The sequence below is a fragment of the Rivihabitans pingtungensis genome, from assembly GCF_003201855.1.
In the GTDB taxonomy this organism is placed as follows: domain Bacteria; phylum Pseudomonadota; class Gammaproteobacteria; order Burkholderiales; family Aquaspirillaceae; genus Rivihabitans; species Rivihabitans pingtungensis.
This window is the reverse complement of the sequence record NZ_QJKI01000038.1, coordinates 1-16899: the sequence shown is the minus strand read 5'-3', so window position 1 is coordinate 16899 and position 16899 is coordinate 1. Positions and strand designations below refer to the sequence as shown.

General features: G+C 59.6%; 18 protein-coding genes and 1 pseudogene. 7 read left to right on the top strand and 12 right to left on the bottom strand.

Annotated elements, in window-relative coordinates:
- Positions 1–533 precede the first annotated feature (533 nt).
- From DFR34_RS16370 to clpS, 4 genes are all read right to left on the bottom strand, one after another.
- The gene (locus DFR34_RS16370) at positions 534–1097 is read right to left on the bottom strand and encodes an ImmA/IrrE family metallo-endopeptidase (RefSeq protein WP_110392229.1); all 564 of its coding nucleotides are present in this window, start codon (positions 1095–1097) and stop codon (positions 534–536) included.
- Complete coding sequence (locus tag DFR34_RS16365; protein WP_110392228.1) at positions 1094–1465, bottom strand: helix-turn-helix domain-containing protein; 372 nt, start codon at positions 1463–1465, stop codon at positions 1094–1096. The genes DFR34_RS16370 and DFR34_RS16365 overlap by 4 nt, the downstream gene beginning before the upstream one ends.
- Positions 1466–1978: 513 nt before the next feature.
- Entirely contained in the window at positions 1979–4273 is a 2295-nt protein-coding gene (gene clpA, locus DFR34_RS16360) for an ATP-dependent Clp protease ATP-binding subunit ClpA (RefSeq protein ID WP_110392227.1), read from the bottom strand.
- Positions 4270–4581, bottom strand: a complete 312-nt coding sequence (clpS, locus tag DFR34_RS16355) for an ATP-dependent Clp protease adapter ClpS (protein WP_110392226.1) — start codon at positions 4579–4581, stop codon at positions 4270–4272. Before clpS ends, clpA begins: the two co-directional genes overlap by 4 nt.
- Before the next feature lie 614 nt (positions 4582–5195).
- Between clpS and DFR34_RS16350 the strand changes: the two genes are divergently transcribed.
- Complete coding sequence (locus tag DFR34_RS16350) at positions 5196–5399, top strand: cold-shock protein (RefSeq protein WP_110392225.1); 204 nt, start codon at positions 5196–5198, stop codon at positions 5397–5399.
- Between the two features lie 250 nt (positions 5400–5649).
- Positions 5650–5856, top strand: a complete 207-nt coding sequence (locus DFR34_RS16345; RefSeq protein WP_110392224.1) for a cold-shock protein — start codon at positions 5650–5652, stop codon at positions 5854–5856.
- A 96-nt stretch (positions 5857–5952) separates the two neighbouring features.
- On the opposite strand, the gene icd is transcribed toward DFR34_RS16345, so the two are convergent.
- The gene (gene icd / locus DFR34_RS16340; RefSeq protein ID WP_110392223.1) at positions 5953–7197 is read right to left on the bottom strand and encodes an NADP-dependent isocitrate dehydrogenase; all 1245 of its coding nucleotides are present in this window, start codon (positions 7195–7197) and stop codon (positions 5953–5955) included.
- Positions 7198–7592: 395 nt separating this feature from the next.
- Between icd and DFR34_RS16335 the strand changes: the two genes are divergently transcribed.
- From DFR34_RS16335 to ybaK, 3 genes are all read left to right on the top strand, one after another.
- Complete coding sequence (locus tag DFR34_RS16335) at positions 7593–8252, top strand: pseudouridine synthase (RefSeq protein WP_110392222.1); 660 nt, start codon at positions 7593–7595, stop codon at positions 8250–8252.
- A gap of 139 nt (positions 8253–8391) precedes the next feature.
- The gene (gene aceK / locus DFR34_RS16330; protein ID WP_110392221.1) at positions 8392–10158 is read left to right on the top strand and encodes a bifunctional isocitrate dehydrogenase kinase/phosphatase; all 1767 of its coding nucleotides are present in this window, start codon (positions 8392–8394) and stop codon (positions 10156–10158) included.
- 125 nt (positions 10159–10283) lie between these two features.
- Complete coding sequence (gene ybaK / locus DFR34_RS16325; protein ID WP_110392220.1) at positions 10284–10769, top strand: Cys-tRNA(Pro) deacylase; 486 nt, start codon at positions 10284–10286, stop codon at positions 10767–10769.
- Between the two features lie 112 nt (positions 10770–10881).
- Here the strand turns inward: ybaK and nifM are convergent, their stop codons facing one another.
- The 6 genes from nifM to nifV are packed head-to-tail and all read right to left on the bottom strand — an operon-like array spanning position 10882 to position 15012.
- Entirely contained in the window at positions 10882–11718 is an 837-nt protein-coding gene (gene nifM / locus DFR34_RS16320) for a nitrogen fixation protein NifM (protein ID WP_158281872.1), read from the bottom strand.
- Positions 11702–12205: a nitrogen fixation protein NifZ gene (locus DFR34_RS16315; protein WP_211309466.1), complete on the bottom strand. Its 504-nt coding sequence runs from the start codon at positions 12203–12205 to the stop codon at positions 11702–11704. The genes nifM and DFR34_RS16315 overlap by 17 nt, the downstream gene beginning before the upstream one ends.
- The gene (nifW, locus tag DFR34_RS16310; protein WP_110392217.1) at positions 12202–12543 is read right to left on the bottom strand and encodes a nitrogenase-stabilizing/protective protein NifW; all 342 of its coding nucleotides are present in this window, start codon (positions 12541–12543) and stop codon (positions 12202–12204) included. Before nifW ends, DFR34_RS16315 begins: the two co-directional genes overlap by 4 nt.
- 11 nt (positions 12544–12554) lie before the next feature.
- On the bottom strand, positions 12555–13061 hold the full coding sequence (locus DFR34_RS16305; protein ID WP_110392216.1) for a tetratricopeptide repeat protein: 507 nt from the start codon (positions 13059–13061) through the stop codon (positions 12555–12557).
- A 3-nt stretch (positions 13062–13064) separates the two neighbouring features.
- Complete coding sequence (gene cysE / locus DFR34_RS16300; protein ID WP_211309465.1) at positions 13065–13880, bottom strand: serine O-acetyltransferase; 816 nt, start codon at positions 13878–13880, stop codon at positions 13065–13067.
- Entirely contained in the window at positions 13873–15012 is a 1140-nt protein-coding gene (gene nifV, locus DFR34_RS16295; RefSeq protein WP_110392215.1) for a homocitrate synthase, read from the bottom strand. The genes cysE and nifV overlap by 8 nt, the downstream gene beginning before the upstream one ends.
- A gap of 228 nt (positions 15013–15240) precedes the next feature.
- Between nifV and DFR34_RS16290 the strand changes: the two genes are divergently transcribed.
- Complete coding sequence (locus tag DFR34_RS16290; protein WP_110392214.1) at positions 15241–15705, top strand: MarR family winged helix-turn-helix transcriptional regulator; 465 nt, start codon at positions 15241–15243, stop codon at positions 15703–15705.
- 105 nt (positions 15706–15810) lie between these two features.
- The gene (locus tag DFR34_RS16285) at positions 15811–16236 is read left to right on the top strand and encodes an organic hydroperoxide resistance protein (RefSeq protein WP_110392213.1); all 426 of its coding nucleotides are present in this window, start codon (positions 15811–15813) and stop codon (positions 16234–16236) included.
- An 88-nt stretch (positions 16237–16324) separates the two neighbouring features.
- On the opposite strand, the pseudogene DFR34_RS17980 reads toward DFR34_RS16285, so the two are convergent.
- Positions 16325–16462 (bottom strand): annotated as a pseudogene (locus DFR34_RS17980) (IS30 family transposase); the annotation flags it as partial.
- Between the last annotated feature and the right edge of the window lie 437 nt (positions 16463–16899).

The following is a 16899-nucleotide window of genomic DNA, read 5'->3' as shown; positions in this document are numbered from 1 at the left end:
ATGGCGGGCATGGTGATTTCCTCAGCGGGGTTGTGCTGTCCTGTATGCAGCGGCTGTGCCTATTATCTGTTCAGATCATGGTGACTGGCTACTAGGGGTACTCTGTCGCATCCCTAGCTCAATTTAGTGCGTTACGAACACGGCGAGAAGCCAAGCCCATCAACCAAGAACGAAAAAATTGAAAATTTCACGTTTAAAATCAGATGGACGAGCAAGATCTTCTCGGCACGTTTTCATTTCTTAACTCGGAAGGCTACGGTAGTGGGTACATACCTGTTCCCACTTACCAAAGCGATACCGAGGATAAGAATTCACGCGAACAATTTTTGGTCCCATGGTTCAAACCCTTTGCAGATGGTTGTCAACGCTTACGGATATGGACGCTTGCTAAGTTCGATGGTAAATTCAGTGTTCTCAATACATGAATTACCCGTCTCAACGTACGTTGCCGGCGGTTGAAGTACCAGCACAGGCTACATTTCTGATGCCTACCTGAAAATGGCCTTAACGTTGGCGCGCTAAGGTCATTTTTTTTAGCACGGCAGCTCTCCACGCTTTTTAAGTTGATTGATACGACGAACAGCGGCTTGATGTGACACCCTAAAGTGCTTCTCGATCTTAGTAGCTGTATCTAGCTGCTCACTACAGATCACATCTAAGGGCATCAACAGTTCCGCAGCGAACTGATTAGCCTGCCATTCAGAGTCTTCGTAGATCTGCGGTTGACAGTCTGCTCTGGAACGGTTGATCGTTCTACGATGACCAAGGAGCACATGCCCCAACTCATGCATGATCGTAAAACGAGCACGGGAATCATTGCTACATGCCTTTCGGAATACATCAGAGCGGATGTACATAGTCATGCTGTCAGGATCCCAGCACGCCTCAATGTCTCTATGTGGCATGTCAGCAGACTCAAGAACGTCGTACGTGATACTGTACTTGACGCTTAATTGATCAAGCAAAAGTCCAACATTGATGTCTTGTGGAGTCCCTCCTATCCCAAGAATGCGCCGAACGTTGTTTGCGGAAACCCGAATTTCCGCAACCCTTCGCCCGGCAACACGAAATCCGCCAAGCGGTCCATTGCCGATCATGCAATCTTCTCCTCTCTTGCATTAGCCGCAGCTAATAGTTCTTTAAGATTTTCCATTTGCTCGGCACTCAGCGACGTTCTTGCAAACCCAGCAATGAGCATTTGATGAGCTGGATTCAGCCCTTCTAGGCTTACAGATTTATTGGATACATCAGCAGCCTCAGCCAACTTTGGAATGTCAATGCCGTAGCTCTCCGCAAAATACTCCTTGACTCTATGAACCCAGACATCTGTAATTTTTTTGCGGCCTGTTTCCATGCCACTCAAAAAGGCAGAAGAAACATCTAGGTCATTTGCCATTTGTAGGAGCGGAATCTCAGCATCAAGACGGGCTTTCCGAACAAGCTTGCCAAACTCAGTGATTTTCATGGGGGGGAGCTCTCTCGTATACTTTTTATGGGCTAAAATTTACCAAAAAAAGAAATCCTCTGCAACCAAAAAAACATCAACCAACAAAAATAGTTGCTAAACAAGCCAAGTAGCTTGTTGACCTCAGTCTACAGACTGTAGGCACAGCCCTATATGATCATGATTTTTATATGTTTTCCTATTGACTTAAGCTGGTTTTAACCAACATAGCAGAGCCACTTAAACGCCAATAGGCTATGCAGCCACTCATGAAGCTCCCTTAGTGGTGTTGTGCGATCTTGCCAAAATCACTTCATCGCGTCTTGTTGGCACTTCTTAGCCAAGACAAGCCTTCTGCGACACTCAGCGGTTGCCCAGCTCTGGCTTAATACAACAGGCTGCGCACCGAATACAGGCAACAGACGATGGAAAAAACCTGCGGCTTTCCGTGCTGAATGCCCATAAACTCCATCGATCTAGCCAAGAAAAACCCCGCCGAAGCGGGGTTGCCAAGTGGCGCACGGATGCTTGGAGTCAGGCCGGAATCGGGGCGCTGCCTTTGTCTTTGGCGTTGCTTTCCTTGGCCGCGAACTCCAGTTTCACCTTGTCGTGCTCGTCCATGTCCACCGTCACTTCGCCGCCGTCGGCCAGACGGCCGAACAGCAGTTCGTCGGCCAGGGCTTTGCGGATGGTGTCCTGGATCAGCCGCGCCATCGGCCGCGCGCCCATTTGCGGGTCGAAGCCGTGTTTGGCCAGGTGCGACTTGAGCGCGTCGGTGAAGTGGATTTCGACCTTTTTCTCGTTCAGCTGTGCTTCCAGCTGCATCAGGAACTTGTCCACCACGCGCAGGATAATCGCCTCGTCCAGCATCTTGAACGAGATGATGGCGTCCAGCCGGTTGCGGAATTCCGGGGTGAACAGGCGCTTAATGTCGGCCATCTCGTCGCCGCTGGCCTTGCTGCTGGTAAAGCCGATGCTGGACTTGGACAGGCTTTCCGCGCCGGCATTGGTGGTCATGATGATCACCACATTGCGAAAATCCGCCTTGCGGCCGTTGTTGTCGGTCAGCGTGCCGTGGTCCATCACCTGCAACAGCACATTGAAGATGTCCGGGTGGGCTTTTTCGATTTCGTCCAGCAGCAACACCGCGTACGGGTGCTTGGTGACTTGCTCGGTGAGCAGGCCGCCCTGTTCAAAACCCACATAGCCCGGCGGCGCGCCAATCAGCCGCGATACGGCGTGGCGCTCCATGTATTCGGACATATCAAAGCGCAGCAGCTCCACGCCCAGCGTGTAGGCCAGCTGCTTGGCCACTTCGGTCTTACCCACCCCGGTGGGGCCGGAGAACAGAAAGGAGCCAATCGGCTTGGCCGGGTTGCCCAGGCCAGAGCGCGACATCTTGATGGCGGCGGCCAGCGCGTCGATGGCGGCGTCCTGGCCAAACACCACGTTTTTCAGGTCGCGGTCCAGGGTCTTGAGCGCGCTGCGGTCGTCGTTGGACACCGTCTTGGCCGGGATGCGGGCAATCTTGGTGATGATGTCCTCGATCTCGGTCTTGTTGATCACCTTCTTCTGCCGCGACTTGGGCAAAATCTTTTGCGCAGCGCCGGCTTCGTCGATCACGTCAATCGCCTTGTCCGGCAAGTGACGGTCGTTGATGTAGCGCGCGGCCAGCTCGGCGGCGGTGGTCAGCGCGGCGGCGGTGTACTTGACGCCGTGGTGGGCCTCAAAGCGCGATTTCAGCCCCTTGAGGATTTCCACCGTCTGCTCGACCGTCGGTTCGGCCACGTCGATCTTCTGGAAGCGGCGCGACAGCGCGTTGTCCTTTTCGAAGATGCCGCGGAACTCGTTGTAGGTGGTGGCGCCAATGCAGCGCAGCGAGCCATTGGACAAGGCCGGCTTGAGCAGGTTGGAGGCATCCAGCGTGCCGCCCGACGCCGCCCCCGCCCCGATCAGGGTGTGGATTTCGTCGATGAACAGGATGGCGTGCTTGTCCTCGGTCAGCTGCTTGATCACGCTCTTGAGCCGTTGCTCAAAGTCGCCGCGATACTTGGTGCCGGCCAGCAGCGAGCCCATGTCCAGCGAATAGACGGTGGCGTCGGCCAGCACGTCCGGCACTTCGCCGCGCACGATGCGCCGCGCCAGGCCTTCGGCAATGGCGGTTTTGCCCACGCCGGCCTCGCCGACCAGCAGCGGGTTGTTTTTGCGCCGACGGCAGAGGATCTGGATCACCCGCTCCAGCTCGTGGTCACGGCCGATCAGCGGATCGATCTTGCCGGCGGTGGCTTGCTGGTTGAGGTTTTGCGTGTAGTTCTCCAGCGCGCCACCATGGCCGGCGGTTTCCTGCTCGTCGCCGCTCTCCTCGCCCGAGCTGCGCGGCGGTTGCTCGCCGCTCTTTTGCTTGGAGATGCCGTGCGAGATGTAGTTGACCACATCCAGGCGGCTGATGTTCTGCTGGTGCAGGTAGTACACCGCGTGCGAGTCCTTTTCGCCAAAGATGGCGACCAGGATATTCGCGCCGGTGACTTCTTTTTTGCCGGACGATTGCACATGCAGGATGGCGCGCTGGATCACGCGCTGAAAGCCCAGCGTGGGCTGGGTTTCCACTTCATCGGTGCCCGATACCAGCGGCGTGTGCTGTTCGATGAATTCGGACAGGTTCTTGCGCAACTGATCCAGGTTGGCGCCGCAGGCGCGCAACACATCGGCGGCAGAGGGGTTGTCGAGCATGGCCAGCAACAGGTGTTCAACGCTGATGAACTCATGGCGTTTTTGACGTGCGTCCATGAAGGCCATGTGCAGGCTCACTTCAAGTTCTTGGGCGATCATCCGTTTTCCTCCATTACGCACTGCAAGGGGTGCTGGTGAACCCTGGCCATATCGAGCACCTGATCCACCTTGGTGGCAGCGATGTCTTTGGTGTAAACCCCACAGACGCCGCGCCCTTCGGTGTGGACGGTGAGCATGACTCGGGTTGCTTGTTCCTGATCCATCCGGAAGATGCGTTGCAAAACTTGCACCACAAACTCCATCGGCGTGAAATCATCGTTCAAAAGTAAAACTTTGTACAAAGGCGGCGGCGCCGTCCGTGTTTTCATCGGGACGAGTGCAACATCGTCCTGTGTGCGTCTAGGCATAGCGGTGGAACTCGCTCTTTGGTTACTTTCATTTTGGCGTCAGCCAAAGCTTTTTCAAGTGAAGAATCCTAACGGATTCAGCCCGCTGACGCTTGCTCCAATGGCGGCCGCGTGTGCCAGACCATGCTGGAGCCCGCTCCGGCGGGGATTAATGACAATGACTTGTTTTGTTTTCATGCAACGAACAAGCCCGCTGTGCTGTCCACGACAGCGATTGTCACAAGTCAGACACAGGCCGTTCAGCCGTGTGCACACGCATCGGCATGGCGTACGACAGAAAAACCACACCGTGCCATCTCCTGGCCTGACACATGCAAATCGCTGGCCAGTTTTGCATCGACGTGGCGCATAACCATGGCGCACACGCCCGGCAACAGTGCACGCCAGACATGCCAGTGTGCAAAAACGTCCCAGCCCGAGCAGGCCGATAGTAAAACCAGCGAAAACGCTTGACGGCGTGTGCCGGCTCACGTAAAACCTTACTTCGGGTTGCGAGCTTGACCTCGTTTTGCAGTACCGGATTGCCTCCGCGATGCTCGCTAAAACACACCACAGTGAAAGCTTCGTAGTATCGGGGTTCCCACCCCTGTTTTTTGTTTAGGGATGTAACACATATGGCAACTGGTACCGTCAAGTGGTTCAATGACGCTAAAGGCTTCGGCTTCATCACCCCGGACGATGGTGGCGAAGACCTGTTCGCGCACTTCTCCGCAATCAATATGAACGGCTTCAAAACCCTGAAAGAAGGCCAACGCGTGACCTTCGAAGTGACCCAAGGTCCGAAGGGTAAGCAAGCCTCCAACATTCAGTCCCAGTAATTGAACTGAGACGGTTTGCGTGAGCACAACCCGCTAAAGCGGGTTTTTTCATGCATATTTCGCCAGCGCAGTGGCAGCCCATGCTGAATAATTCAGGGTTTCTACCTAGTTTCATACCAGATTCAGGGGAAATTCGTCATCAGTACAAATACTGATCTTGTCATCAAGGGCTTCCGCGGGCATGAATATATGATATAAATGCCCATGCGCTTTCGGGGGATGGCCCCGTTTTTTTAAGGAAACAAGCAAGATGGCAACTGGTATCGTGAAATGGTTTAACGACGCAAAAGGTTTTGGCTTCATCACTCCGGATGATGGTGGCGAAGACCTGTTTGCGCACTTCTCCGCAATCAACATGAATGGCTTCAAAACCCTGAAGGAAGGCGAGCGCGTCAGCTTTGACGTCGCCCAAGGCCCGAAGGGCAAGCAAGCCGCCAACATCCAGTCGGCTAGCTAATAGCCCATGGAATGCAGTGCCCGGCGCGTTTGGCGCGCAGGGCACAGGCAACAAAAAACCCGCCTTCCGGCGGGTTTTTTGTTGCTGGCGCAGAGATTACATGCGCTCGATCATGGCATCGCCAAAGGCCGAGCAGCTGACTTCGGTAGCGCCGTCCATCAGACGGGCAAAGTCATACGTCACCACCTTGTCGCCGATGGCTTTTTCCATCGAGCTGATGATCAGGTCGGCGGCTTCGGTCCAGCCCATGTGGCGCAGCATCATTTCGGCCGACAGGATCAGCGAACCCGGGTTCACCTTGTCCAGACCAGCGTACTTCGGCGCGGTGCCGTGGGTGGCTTCAAACATCGCCACGCTGTCAGACAGGTTCGCGCCCGGGGCGATGCCGATGCCGCCCACTTGCGCGGCCAGCGCGTCAGAGATGTAGTCGCCGTTCAGGTTGCAAGTGGCGATCACATCGTATTCGGCCGGACGCAGCAGGATTTGTTGCAGGAAGGCGTCAGCAATGGCGTCTTTGACGATGACGTCCTTGCCGGTCTTCGGGTTGGTGAACTTGCACCACGGGCCGCCATCCACCAGCTGGGCGCCAAATTCGTTCTTGGCCAGGTCGTAGGCCCAGTCACGGAAGCCACCTTCGGTGAACTTCATGATGTTGCCCTTGTGCACGATGGTCACCGACTTGCGATCGTTGTCGATGGCGTACTGGATGGCCTTGCGCACCAGGCGCTCGGTACCTTGCTTGGACACCGGCTTGATGCCGATGCCGGAGGTTTCCGGGAAGCGGATCTTCTTCACGCCCATTTCGGTTTGCAGGAAGTTGATCAGCTTCTTGGCGCCGTCGGTTTCGGCTTGCCATTCGATGCCGGCGTAGATGTCTTCGGTGTTTTCACGGAAGATCACCATGTCGGTCAGGTCCGGGCGCTTCAGCGGCGAGGGCACGCCAGTGAAGTAGCGCACCGGGCGCAGGCAGACGTACAGATCCAGCTCCTGGCGCAGGGCCACGTTCAGCGAACGGATACCGCCGCCCACCGGGGTGGTCATCGGGCCCTTGATCGACACCACGTAGTCTTTCAGGGCAGCCATGGTTTCTTCCGGCAGCCACACATCGCCGCCGTACACGCGGGTGGATTTTTCACCGGCGTAGATTTCCATCCAGTGAATTTTCTTGCTGTTGTTGTAGGCCTTGGACACTGCGGCGTCCACCACCTTGATCATCACCGGGGTGATGTCGATGCCGATGCCGTCGCCTTCGATGAACGGGATGATCGGATTGTCGGGGATAGCCTGACCCGGAACGATTTTCTGGCCGCCTTGGGGTACGGTAATGTGGGAAGTCGTCATGCCTGCTCCATCATGGATTGTAGGGTGGGAGTGCGCGCGCATGTTGCAAAGCACCCGGACGCCGGCTTGTGGCCGACAGCAGAATGACGGCTGCCTGTGGCGGGGCAGAGGTCGGACGGGTTCTCGACATGCGCATGAACAGATCGTGTTGGAATCAAATTCGGGCGGGGAGAGTGCGAGCCGGTCGCGGCAGAGCGTGCGACGGACAAGTTATAGGTATCGAAATTTTTCGCGTCTCCTCAGCCTGATATTATCGCGTAAAACCGTTGCCTAAGCTAGAGGATGTTCGATTTCGCGCATCCATGCGCTGTTTCGCATCCGCCGCACCGCCTATTCATGCTGTCCCGCAACATGAACAAGGCATCAAATCGTCAGCATTCACCAGAAAGCCGCAAATGTCGGAACTGATCCTGTTCAACAAACCTTATGGCGTGATCTGCCAGTTTTCCGCGCACCCCAAGCATCCCAGCCTGGCGGACTATGTCCGCATCCCCGACGTTTATCCCGCCGGCCGGCTGGACACCGACAGCGAGGGGCTGTTGCTGCTCACTGCCGATGGCGCACTGCAACACCAGATCAGCCATCCGGGATGCAAACTGCCAAAAACCTACTGGGCCCAGGTAGAGGGCATTCCCGACGACGCCGCGCTGGCCCAGCTGCGCGCCGGGGTGGATTTAGGCGACTTTGTCACCCAGCCCGCCCAGGTGCGGCGCATCGACCCGCCCAGCCTGTGGCCGCGCACGCCCCCCATCCGCGTGCGCCAGAGCGTGCCGGACAGCTGGCTGGAAATCATCATCCACGAAGGCAAAAACCGCCAGGTGCGGCGCATGACCGCCAAGGTGGGCCACCCCACGCTGCGCCTGGTGCGCGCCGCCATTGGCCCCTGGTCTTTGGGCGACTTGCTGCCGGGCGAGCTGCGCCAGCTGACCGTCAGCGCGCCGCCTCTTGCCAATGGCGGCAAACCAGCGCACCATGACCGTGCCATGTCGCGAGCTGACCGCCCGGCCCCACCCCGGCCCGGCGTGCGCGCCCGTCATGCCGGTCGACGCCGCTGATCCACGTTGACCCCGGCGCCCGCATGGGCGCCGCGCCGGCAAGCCCTCACCCGCGCCCTTGCCTTGTCACGCCGGCCAACTCGCCCGCGCATCAGGCGTCCGTTCGGCCGGAACTTTGTCCATCCTCCGACCGCCGCCGATGAACACACCGTCCGAACTCAACGCCGTAGCCTGGGACATTGCCCAGACCCTGATCAAAGGCTTTAACAAGCACTATTTTCTGTTTCGCGAATGCTCGCGCAACGCCAAGGAATACTTCGACCAAGGCGACTGGCACGCCATGCAGCGCGCCATCACCGAGCGCATCCAGTTTTACACCGAACGGGTGATGGAAACCGTCGAGCAGCTGCAATGCCGCTTCCATGCCGACGCGCTGGACGACAGCACCTGGCAGCAGGTCAAGCTGTACTTCATCGGCATGCTGATGAACCACAAACAGCCAGAGCTGGCCGAGACGTTTTTCAACTCGGTGTTCTGTCGTATTCTGGACCGCGATTATTTCAACAGTGATTTCATTTTCACCCGCCCGGTGATTTCTACGGAATATATCGAGTCTGACCCGCCGATTTACCGCAGCTATTACCCCGGCCCCAAGGGTCTGTGCCAGACGCTGGAACAGATTGTGGCCGATTTTGGCTGGAACCGTCCCTTTGCCCACCTCAGACGCGACATCGTCAAGGTAATGCGCGCCGCGCGCGAGCATCTGGGCGGCCAGTGGGCCACACCGGACGTCAATTACCAGATCCAGGTGCTGTATTCTGGTTTTTACCGCAATAAATCCGCCTACATCATGGGCAAGGTGATCAACGGCAATCAAAGCTACCCGTTTGCGCTGTGCATCATGCACAACGACGACGGCGAGCTGGAAATCGACACCGTGCTCTTGGAGCCATGGCGCATTGGCGTGCTGTTCTCGTTCAGCCGCGCCTACTTCCTGGTGGACATGGAAGTCCCCTCGGGCTATGTGCAGTTTTTGCGCGGCATGCTGCCCTGGAAAACCAAGGCCGAGATCTACACCATGCTTGGCCTGCAAAAACAGGGCAAGAACACCTTCTACCGCGACTTCATGCACCACTTGCAGCACTCCAACGATGATTTCATCATCGCGCCGGGCATTCGCGGCCTGGTGATGCTGGTGTTCACCCTGCCGTCTTACCCCTTTGTGTTCAAGCTGATCAAAGATGTGTTTGGCAGCTCGAAAGAAGTGGACCGCCCCACCGTCAAGGCCAAATACCTGCTGGTGAAGCGCCACGACCGGGTGGGCCGCATGGCCGACACGCTGGAATACTCCAACGTCGCCTTCCCGAAAAAGCGCTTTACCGAAGAGCTGCTCACCGAGCTGCGCACCCTGGCGCCGTCGCTGCTGGAAGAAACCGACGACACGCTGGTGATCAAGCACTTGTACATCGAACGGCGGATGAAGCCGCTGAACATCTATCTGGACAACGCCACCCCGGAAGAAAAAGAACACGCCGTGCGCGAATACGGCGACGCCATCAAAGACCTGGCCCAGGCCAATATCTTCTCTGGCGACATGCTGTTCAAAAACTTTGGCGTGACGCGCTATGGCCGGGTGATTTTCTACGACTACGACGAAATCGAGTACATGACCGACTGCAACTTCCGGGACATCCCCGAGCCGCCGTCGCCCGAGTACGAAATGGCGTCCGAGCCGTGGTATCCAGTGGCCAAGAACGATATCTTCCCGGAAGAATTCGCCTCTTTCCTGCTGGGCGACCCGCTGGTGCGCAAGTTCTTCATCAAGTATCACCGCGACCTGCTGTCGCCTGCCTTCTGGCGCACCCAGCAGGCCAATATCCGCGCCGGCAAGATGGACAACTTCTATCCCTATCCGCAGGCGTTGCGCCTGTGCCATCGCTACCCGGACAAAGCCGCCAGCAAGTAAGCGCGGTGTGTTGATGTCAGCCTGAACGCGGGCGGGAGGCAACTCCCGCCCGCGTTTGCATCTGGCCCCCTGTCTGCCGGCAGCGCTACACTGCGGGTTTTCTTTCTCTGTCGCTGTTTTTCACCATGAGCCAGAAACCCCCTGTCACCCAGGCCATCCGCATGCTGCGCGCCCACCATGTGGCGTGGACGGATCACCTGTACGCCTACGAAGAAAAAGGCGGCACCCGCGTCTCGGCCCGCGAACTGGGCGTGGACGAACACGCCGTGATCAAAACCCTGATCATGCACGACGAACAAAAACGCCCGCTGGTGGTGCTGATGCACGGCGATTGCGAAGTCTCCACCAAGAACCTGGCCCGCCAATTGGCGGTAAAAAGCATCGAGCCCTGCCCGCCGGCGATTGCCGACAAACACTCCGGCTATCAAGTGGGCGGCACCAGCCCATTTGGCACGCGCCAGGCCATGCCGGTGTATATGGAAGCCAGCATCGCCGAGCTGCCGCGCATCTATCTGAATGGCGGCAAACGCGGCTATTTGATTGGGGTTGATCCGGCTGACGTGGTGCGGGTATTGCAGCCCACGCTGGTGAATGTGGCGGTGGCGGGCTGAGAAACCGCCTGCGTGCATCACTACGCGCGGCGCGGTCTGACCCCATACTGCGCACACGAAAAAACCGGGTAAACGGCATGGCCGCACCCGGTTTTTTGTTTCATCAAGTCTCTTAGCCGATGGTCTGGGCGCTGCTCGTGCGCGCCAATTGACAGACAATCCAGGCTTTTTGCGCCGCTTCGCGGCGTTTGTCGTTCATATGGCTGAGGATTTTCTCCCGCGCCTGGGTAAAGCTCACCGTCTCGCCGCTCTGGATGGCGTCGCAGCGCAGAATGTGCAGGCCAATCGGCGATTCGATCGGGTCGGACACTTCGCCGGCATCCATGCCAAATGCCGAGGGCTCCAGTTCGGGAAACAGCTGGCCGCGCTTGAGCGTGCCCAGCGCGCCGCCCTGCATGGCGGTGGGGCAGTGCGAATAGCGCAGCGCCGCCTTGGCGAAGCTGTCTTCGTCCACCAGGGTGCGGCGCACCTTGTCCAAGAGCGCCAAGGCCTTGACCTGCTCGCGCGAGTTATTGAAGGTCACCAGAATATGGCGCATGGTGCGGGTTTCCGGCCGGCTGAACGCCTGCGGATGCTCGCGGTAGTAACGCTCGGCGTCTTCGTCGCTGGCCAGTTCGGTTTTGCTGGCCACATGCTCCAGCAGCGCCTCCACCCGCAAATCGCGCAACACCGCCTCGGCCAGGCTGGCTTGGTTCAGCCCGACGGCGTTCAACTCGGTGGTCAATTCTTCGGGGCTGGCGTAACGCGCGGCGAGCGTGTCCAGCCGCGCGTGCAGCTCGGCGTCGCCCACCCGCACGTCTTCTGCTTCGCGGCTGGATAAAATCGCCGCCTCCAGCTGTTGCTGGCGGCGGGCGATTTTGTCCAGTTTGGCGCGTTCTTCGGCGTTCAGCGCCTGCGGCGCGCGCTGGAACAGCTCCCAGGAGAGTTTCAGTTCAAGATAGGCTGGCATCGTGCTCCACCTCTTCTTCTCCGGCCGGAATCCAGCCGGCGGCTGGGTCCAGCAGGGTTTCCGCCACCTGAAACACCCGGCCGGGCAGTTGCTCGGCAAAGTGCAGGTGATAGGCCACGCCGCCCGGCGCATCGCGGATCACCCGCAGCACCTCGCCCACCGCGCCGGCCGGGGTCAACGTTTCGCCGCCCAGGGTCAGCGGCACGCGCGGACAGACTTTGTCGCGAAACTCAAAGCGCGAGGGCGTCCATGGGTCGTTGATGTCGATCAGCTCTTCTTCGCGACAGCCGACAATGCGGCCGTCTTCCAGAAAATGCACCGAATAAATCACCTGATCCTGCAAAAAGGTGCCGATATCGACCACATGGCCAATGCTGCCGCGCCGCACCAGCGGCGCGCCCACCGCCATTCCGGGGTAGGTGCCGTCGTTTTTGACGTTGCGCACCAAGCGGACCCCGTCGCCGTACTCCCAGCGCGCGTTCATCATGACGAGAACACCCGATCCAGCGACACAAACGAGGTGTGGCCGCCGCCCGGCAGGTCATGCTGCTGGAACACGCGGAACACTTTTTCGGTCAGCGCGTCGGATTCGACAAAATCCAGGTAGGCGCGCTCCAGCCACAGCCGGTAGATGCTGCGCTGGGCGGATTCTTCCGGCGGCATATTGGCGGCGTAGCGGCCCAGGTAGTCGTGAAAGCGCTGCAGGATGTGCAGGCGGTTCACCTGCACCACCGACGGGGTGTAGGGCACGCTGAAGTAATCCAGAAAATCCTCGGCGCTGGAGAGTTCGTCCAGTGCTTCCAGTAAAGACAGATCGGTATCCATGGGGCTCTCCTTCAGGCAGCGGAAACGTCGGGAACGGGGTCGATGATGTCCAGCAAGGCGCTGGCGCCAAGTTGGTCGCGCTGATCCAGCGCGGCCAGTTTGCTCAAGTGGTCGCGGGCGTTGTCGATGTCGCCCAACCGCAGCAGCACCACGCCGGCAGCTTTCAGCGCCAGCAAATAAAAACGCAGCAAACCAAACGATTGCGCGGCGGCCACCGCCAGGCCGTGCTCGTCCAGCCGCCGCCAGTCGTCCGATATGCCCAGCCGCGCGCTGGCCAGGCGCATGGCGCGGTAAGCCACGTCCAGCGCTTCGGCCAGGCGGTGCTGATAAAAGTAATAGCGGTACAGCCCCACCAGCACGGTCAGGCTGTCCGGGGCGTGCAAAAAGGCGCGCAGCAGGGCCAGCTCGGCTTCGGGTTCGCCGTAGCACTCTGCGGCGCGATGCATCAGCTGTTCCACTTCGGGCGAGAGCTCCGCCTCGAAGTACAGCGCACAGTCGGTAAAATCCAGCAAGTCCATGGTTCAGGCCTTTGTCACTTCAATCACCTGCGGCGCGGCAGCATCCACCTGCTCGCAGCACAGGTCGCCGGCCGAACAGGTGCGACAGTGGCCGTCGTCAGAATGGGGCGGCGTTTGCCCGCGCAACAGCGCCAGCTCACGCTCCAGTTGGTCGATGCGATCGACCAGGCAGCTGATCGAGCGCGCCACCGGGTCGGGCAGCAGGTGATGATCCAGCCGCGCCTGCACATCTTCCTGGCCCTGGCGGCGACTGGTCACCACCCGACCGGGCACGCCCACCACGGTGGCGTCTTCCGGCACATCCTTGATCACCACCGAATTGGCCCCCACCCGCACGCGCGGGCCAACCACAATCGGCCCAAGAATCTTGGCGCCGGCGCCCACCACCACGCCATCCGACAAGGTGGGGTGGCGCTTGCCCTGCTTCCAGGAGGTGCCGCCCAGCGTCACGCCGTGATACAGCGTCACGTCGTCGCCCACCTCGGCGGTTTCGCCAATCACCACGCAGGCGCCGTGGTCGATAAAAAAGCGGCGGCCAATCACTGCGCCAGGGTGGATGTCCACATTGGTGAACAGCCGCACGGCAAAGCTCAACAGCCGCGCCGGGTAGCGCCAGCCGCGCGTCCACAGCCGGTGGGCGAGACGGTGGCCCAGAATGGCGTGCACGCCGGGGTAGGTGGTCAGCACCTCAAAACGGGTGCGCGCGGCCGGGTCGCGCTGAAACACGCAGTGCAAATCCTCGCGCAGTTGCGCGGCCAGGCCCAGCGGGCGGGAAGCGTCATCAGTCATCGGCGGACTCAGGGTGCAGGCATCAGACATGGCGGGCCATCTCCTCATCGCTCAGCAAATTCAACAGTTCGGGGTTTTCCGGCGGGCGCTTGCGCGCCAGCACAAAGGCGCGCACCCGCGCCAGCAGGCGCTCGGCCATCGCCATATCCAGATGCACGCCCAAGCCGGCGTACACCGTCATCACCGCGCGCGGGCCAGAATGCTTGCCCAGCACAATGCGGTGGCTGCGGCCCACCTCGCTGGGGTCAAAGCCCTGGTAGTTGTCCGGGTGTTTCAGCAGGCCATCGACATGGATGCCCGCCTCATGGGTGAACACCCCTTGCCCGACCAGGCTTTTTTGCCAGGACACCGTGCGCCCGGACGCCGTCGCCACCTGCTGCGACAGCGCCAGAAAATGCTTTAAATCCACCCCGGTGGCGATGCCGTGCAGCTTGGCCAGCCCCAGCACCACTTCTTCCAGCGGCGCATTGCCGGCGCGCTCGCCCAGGCCGTTCACCGTGGTGTTGGCGTGGGTGGCGCCGCCGCGACAGGCGGCCAGGGTGTTGGCGGTGGCCAGGCCCAGGTCGTCGTGGGCGTGGATTTCAATCTCCAGCCCGCTGGCCGCGCGCAAGGCGGCAATCCGCTCGTAGGTGGTGAACGGCTCCAGAATGCCCAGCGTGTCGGCAAAGCGCAGCCGGCGCGCGCCGGCCTTGGCCGCCACCTCGGCCAGCTGGCACAAAAACCCCAGGTCAGCGCGCGAGGCGTCTTCACAGCCCACGCACACCTCCATGCCCAAATCGCCCGCGCGCGCCAGCGTGTCCGGCAAGGTGCGCAGCAGCCAGTCGCGGTTCTGACGCAATTTGTAGGCCAGGTGTTGGTCCGACGCCGGAATCGACACATCAATCAGATGCGCGCCCAAATCGGCGCAGGCGTCGATGTCGTCCGGGTGCATGCGGCTCCACACCATCAGCCGCGCCGGCAGGCCCAGCGCCGCCACCGCGCGGATGCTGTCGCGCTCTTCCTCGCCCATCGCCGGGATGCCGATTTCCAGCTCTGGCACGCCGATGGCGACCAACTGGCGGGCAATGCTCAATTTTTCGCTCAGCGAAAACGCCACCCCGGCGGACTGCTCGCCATCGCGCAAGGTGGTGTCGTTGATGGTGACCCAAGATGGGGATTGCATGGCTGGCCTCCTGGAAACCAAGGGCGACGCCGCGCGCCGCCGGATTGAACTCTGGATTAGCAAGTCCGGGGCCAGAAGAAAAACCATTTAAAACCAAATATTTGCTTGATGCTGTGCGTGCATGGCGGGCGAAAATTGTCAGGAAGGTGACAGGGGCCACATGGGCTCACGTGGGCTTTCAGGTAAAAATCGCTTGCAATTACATCGCGCACAATATAAATTGCCGACATGGCAGACACACCACCCCTCTCCACCACCGGCAACCCGGCGCTGAAACTGGACGCCCAGCTGTGCTTTGCACTGTATTCGACCCTGTTGGGGGTCAATAAGGTGTATCGCACCCTGCTGCGCGAGCTGGACCTCACCTACCCGCAATACCTGGTGATGCTGGTGCTGTGGGAGCGCGACGAGCGCAATGTGTCGGACATTTGCAGCCAGCTCTACCTGGAAACCGCCACGCTGACGCCGCTGCTGAAACGGCTGGAAGCGCGCGGGCTGGTCAACCGCCGCCGCTCACCCAGCGACGAGCGTCAGGTGATTGTCAGCCTGAGCGAGGCCGGGCGCGCGCTGTACGCCCAGGTGCAGCATATTCCTGGCTGCATGAGCGAGGCGCTGTCTTGTTCGCAGGACGACATTGTCGCCCTGCGCAAACAACTGCTGACCTTACGCGACGCCTTGTTTCAGCACGTCTGAGCACGGCAACACCCCGGCTGGCCCGCCCATGTGGGCCGATTTTTTAAACAAACATATCGCACACGATATATTAGCAAGCAATACTAATCCCTCAAGGAGCTCAGCATGTCGATCGAAAAAGTTCTCTACCGCGCCCAAGCCACCGCCACCGGCGGCCGTGACGGCCGCGCCGTGTCCAGCGACAACCAACTGGATGTGCAACTGAGCACCCCGCGCGAGCTGGGCGGCGCTGGCGGCGTCGGCACCAACCCCGAGCAACTGTTTGCCGCAGGCTATAGCGCCTGCTTTTTGGGCGCCATGAAGTTTGTCGCCGCCCGCGACAAGCTGCCGCTGCCGGCCGACGTCAGCGTCAGCGGCGACGTGGGCATCGGCGCCATCCCCAACGGCTTTGGCATTGAAGTGGACCTGCGCATCAGCCTGCCGGGCATGGACCGCGAACTGGCGCAGACGCTGATCGAACGCGCGCATATCGTCTGCCCGTATTCCAACGCCACCCGCAACAATATCGACGTGCGGCTGAACCTGGTGTAAACCCTGTCTGGGCGGCCGGGGTAGGCAGGTTTATGGTCTGGCGTAAGGTATTGGGTTTACCTATCGCCAAGGAACCCCGCCATATTCACCCGCGCGCTGCTGGCCCTGACCGCCGCCTCGTTGGGCTGTGTGGGTCAGCAAAGTACACTCAAACGCCCGTGCGCTCGGTCAGCTCTTTGTGCCGGCTCATCTCCCGGCCCTGGTCATACGTCAGGGTTTGCCGCAATGACGGCTCCGGAATGCGGTAGCAGAGTGTTGCACTTGGTTCTTGAGAGCGTCAGGTCTAACGTAGAGCTAACCGGCGCTGCGCGGCTTTATCGCGCAGCGTCCAGCGACCGAAGGGAGCGGGGTTGAGCGCCTTGTTATGCATGGATCAACACAGGGATGCTGCCAGTAGAGTTCATCTTCTTTTACTGCCAGCAAAATTTGTTACTGCTGCAATGGTGAATGCAAATAATACAAAGCTCAATATGTTTTCGATAGCCACTGCCAGCTTGGTAACTACAGCGACTGGAGTGATATCGCCGTAGCCTAGAGCATGTTCTGAACCATCCCAACAACATCAGGAAGGTGCGGCAGCATCAACATGGCAAACGCCACGTAATGTAATCCAGCCAGCGTCTGCGGCAGCTTCTCGTAAGCTCTGGCCAAACGCCGGAAGCG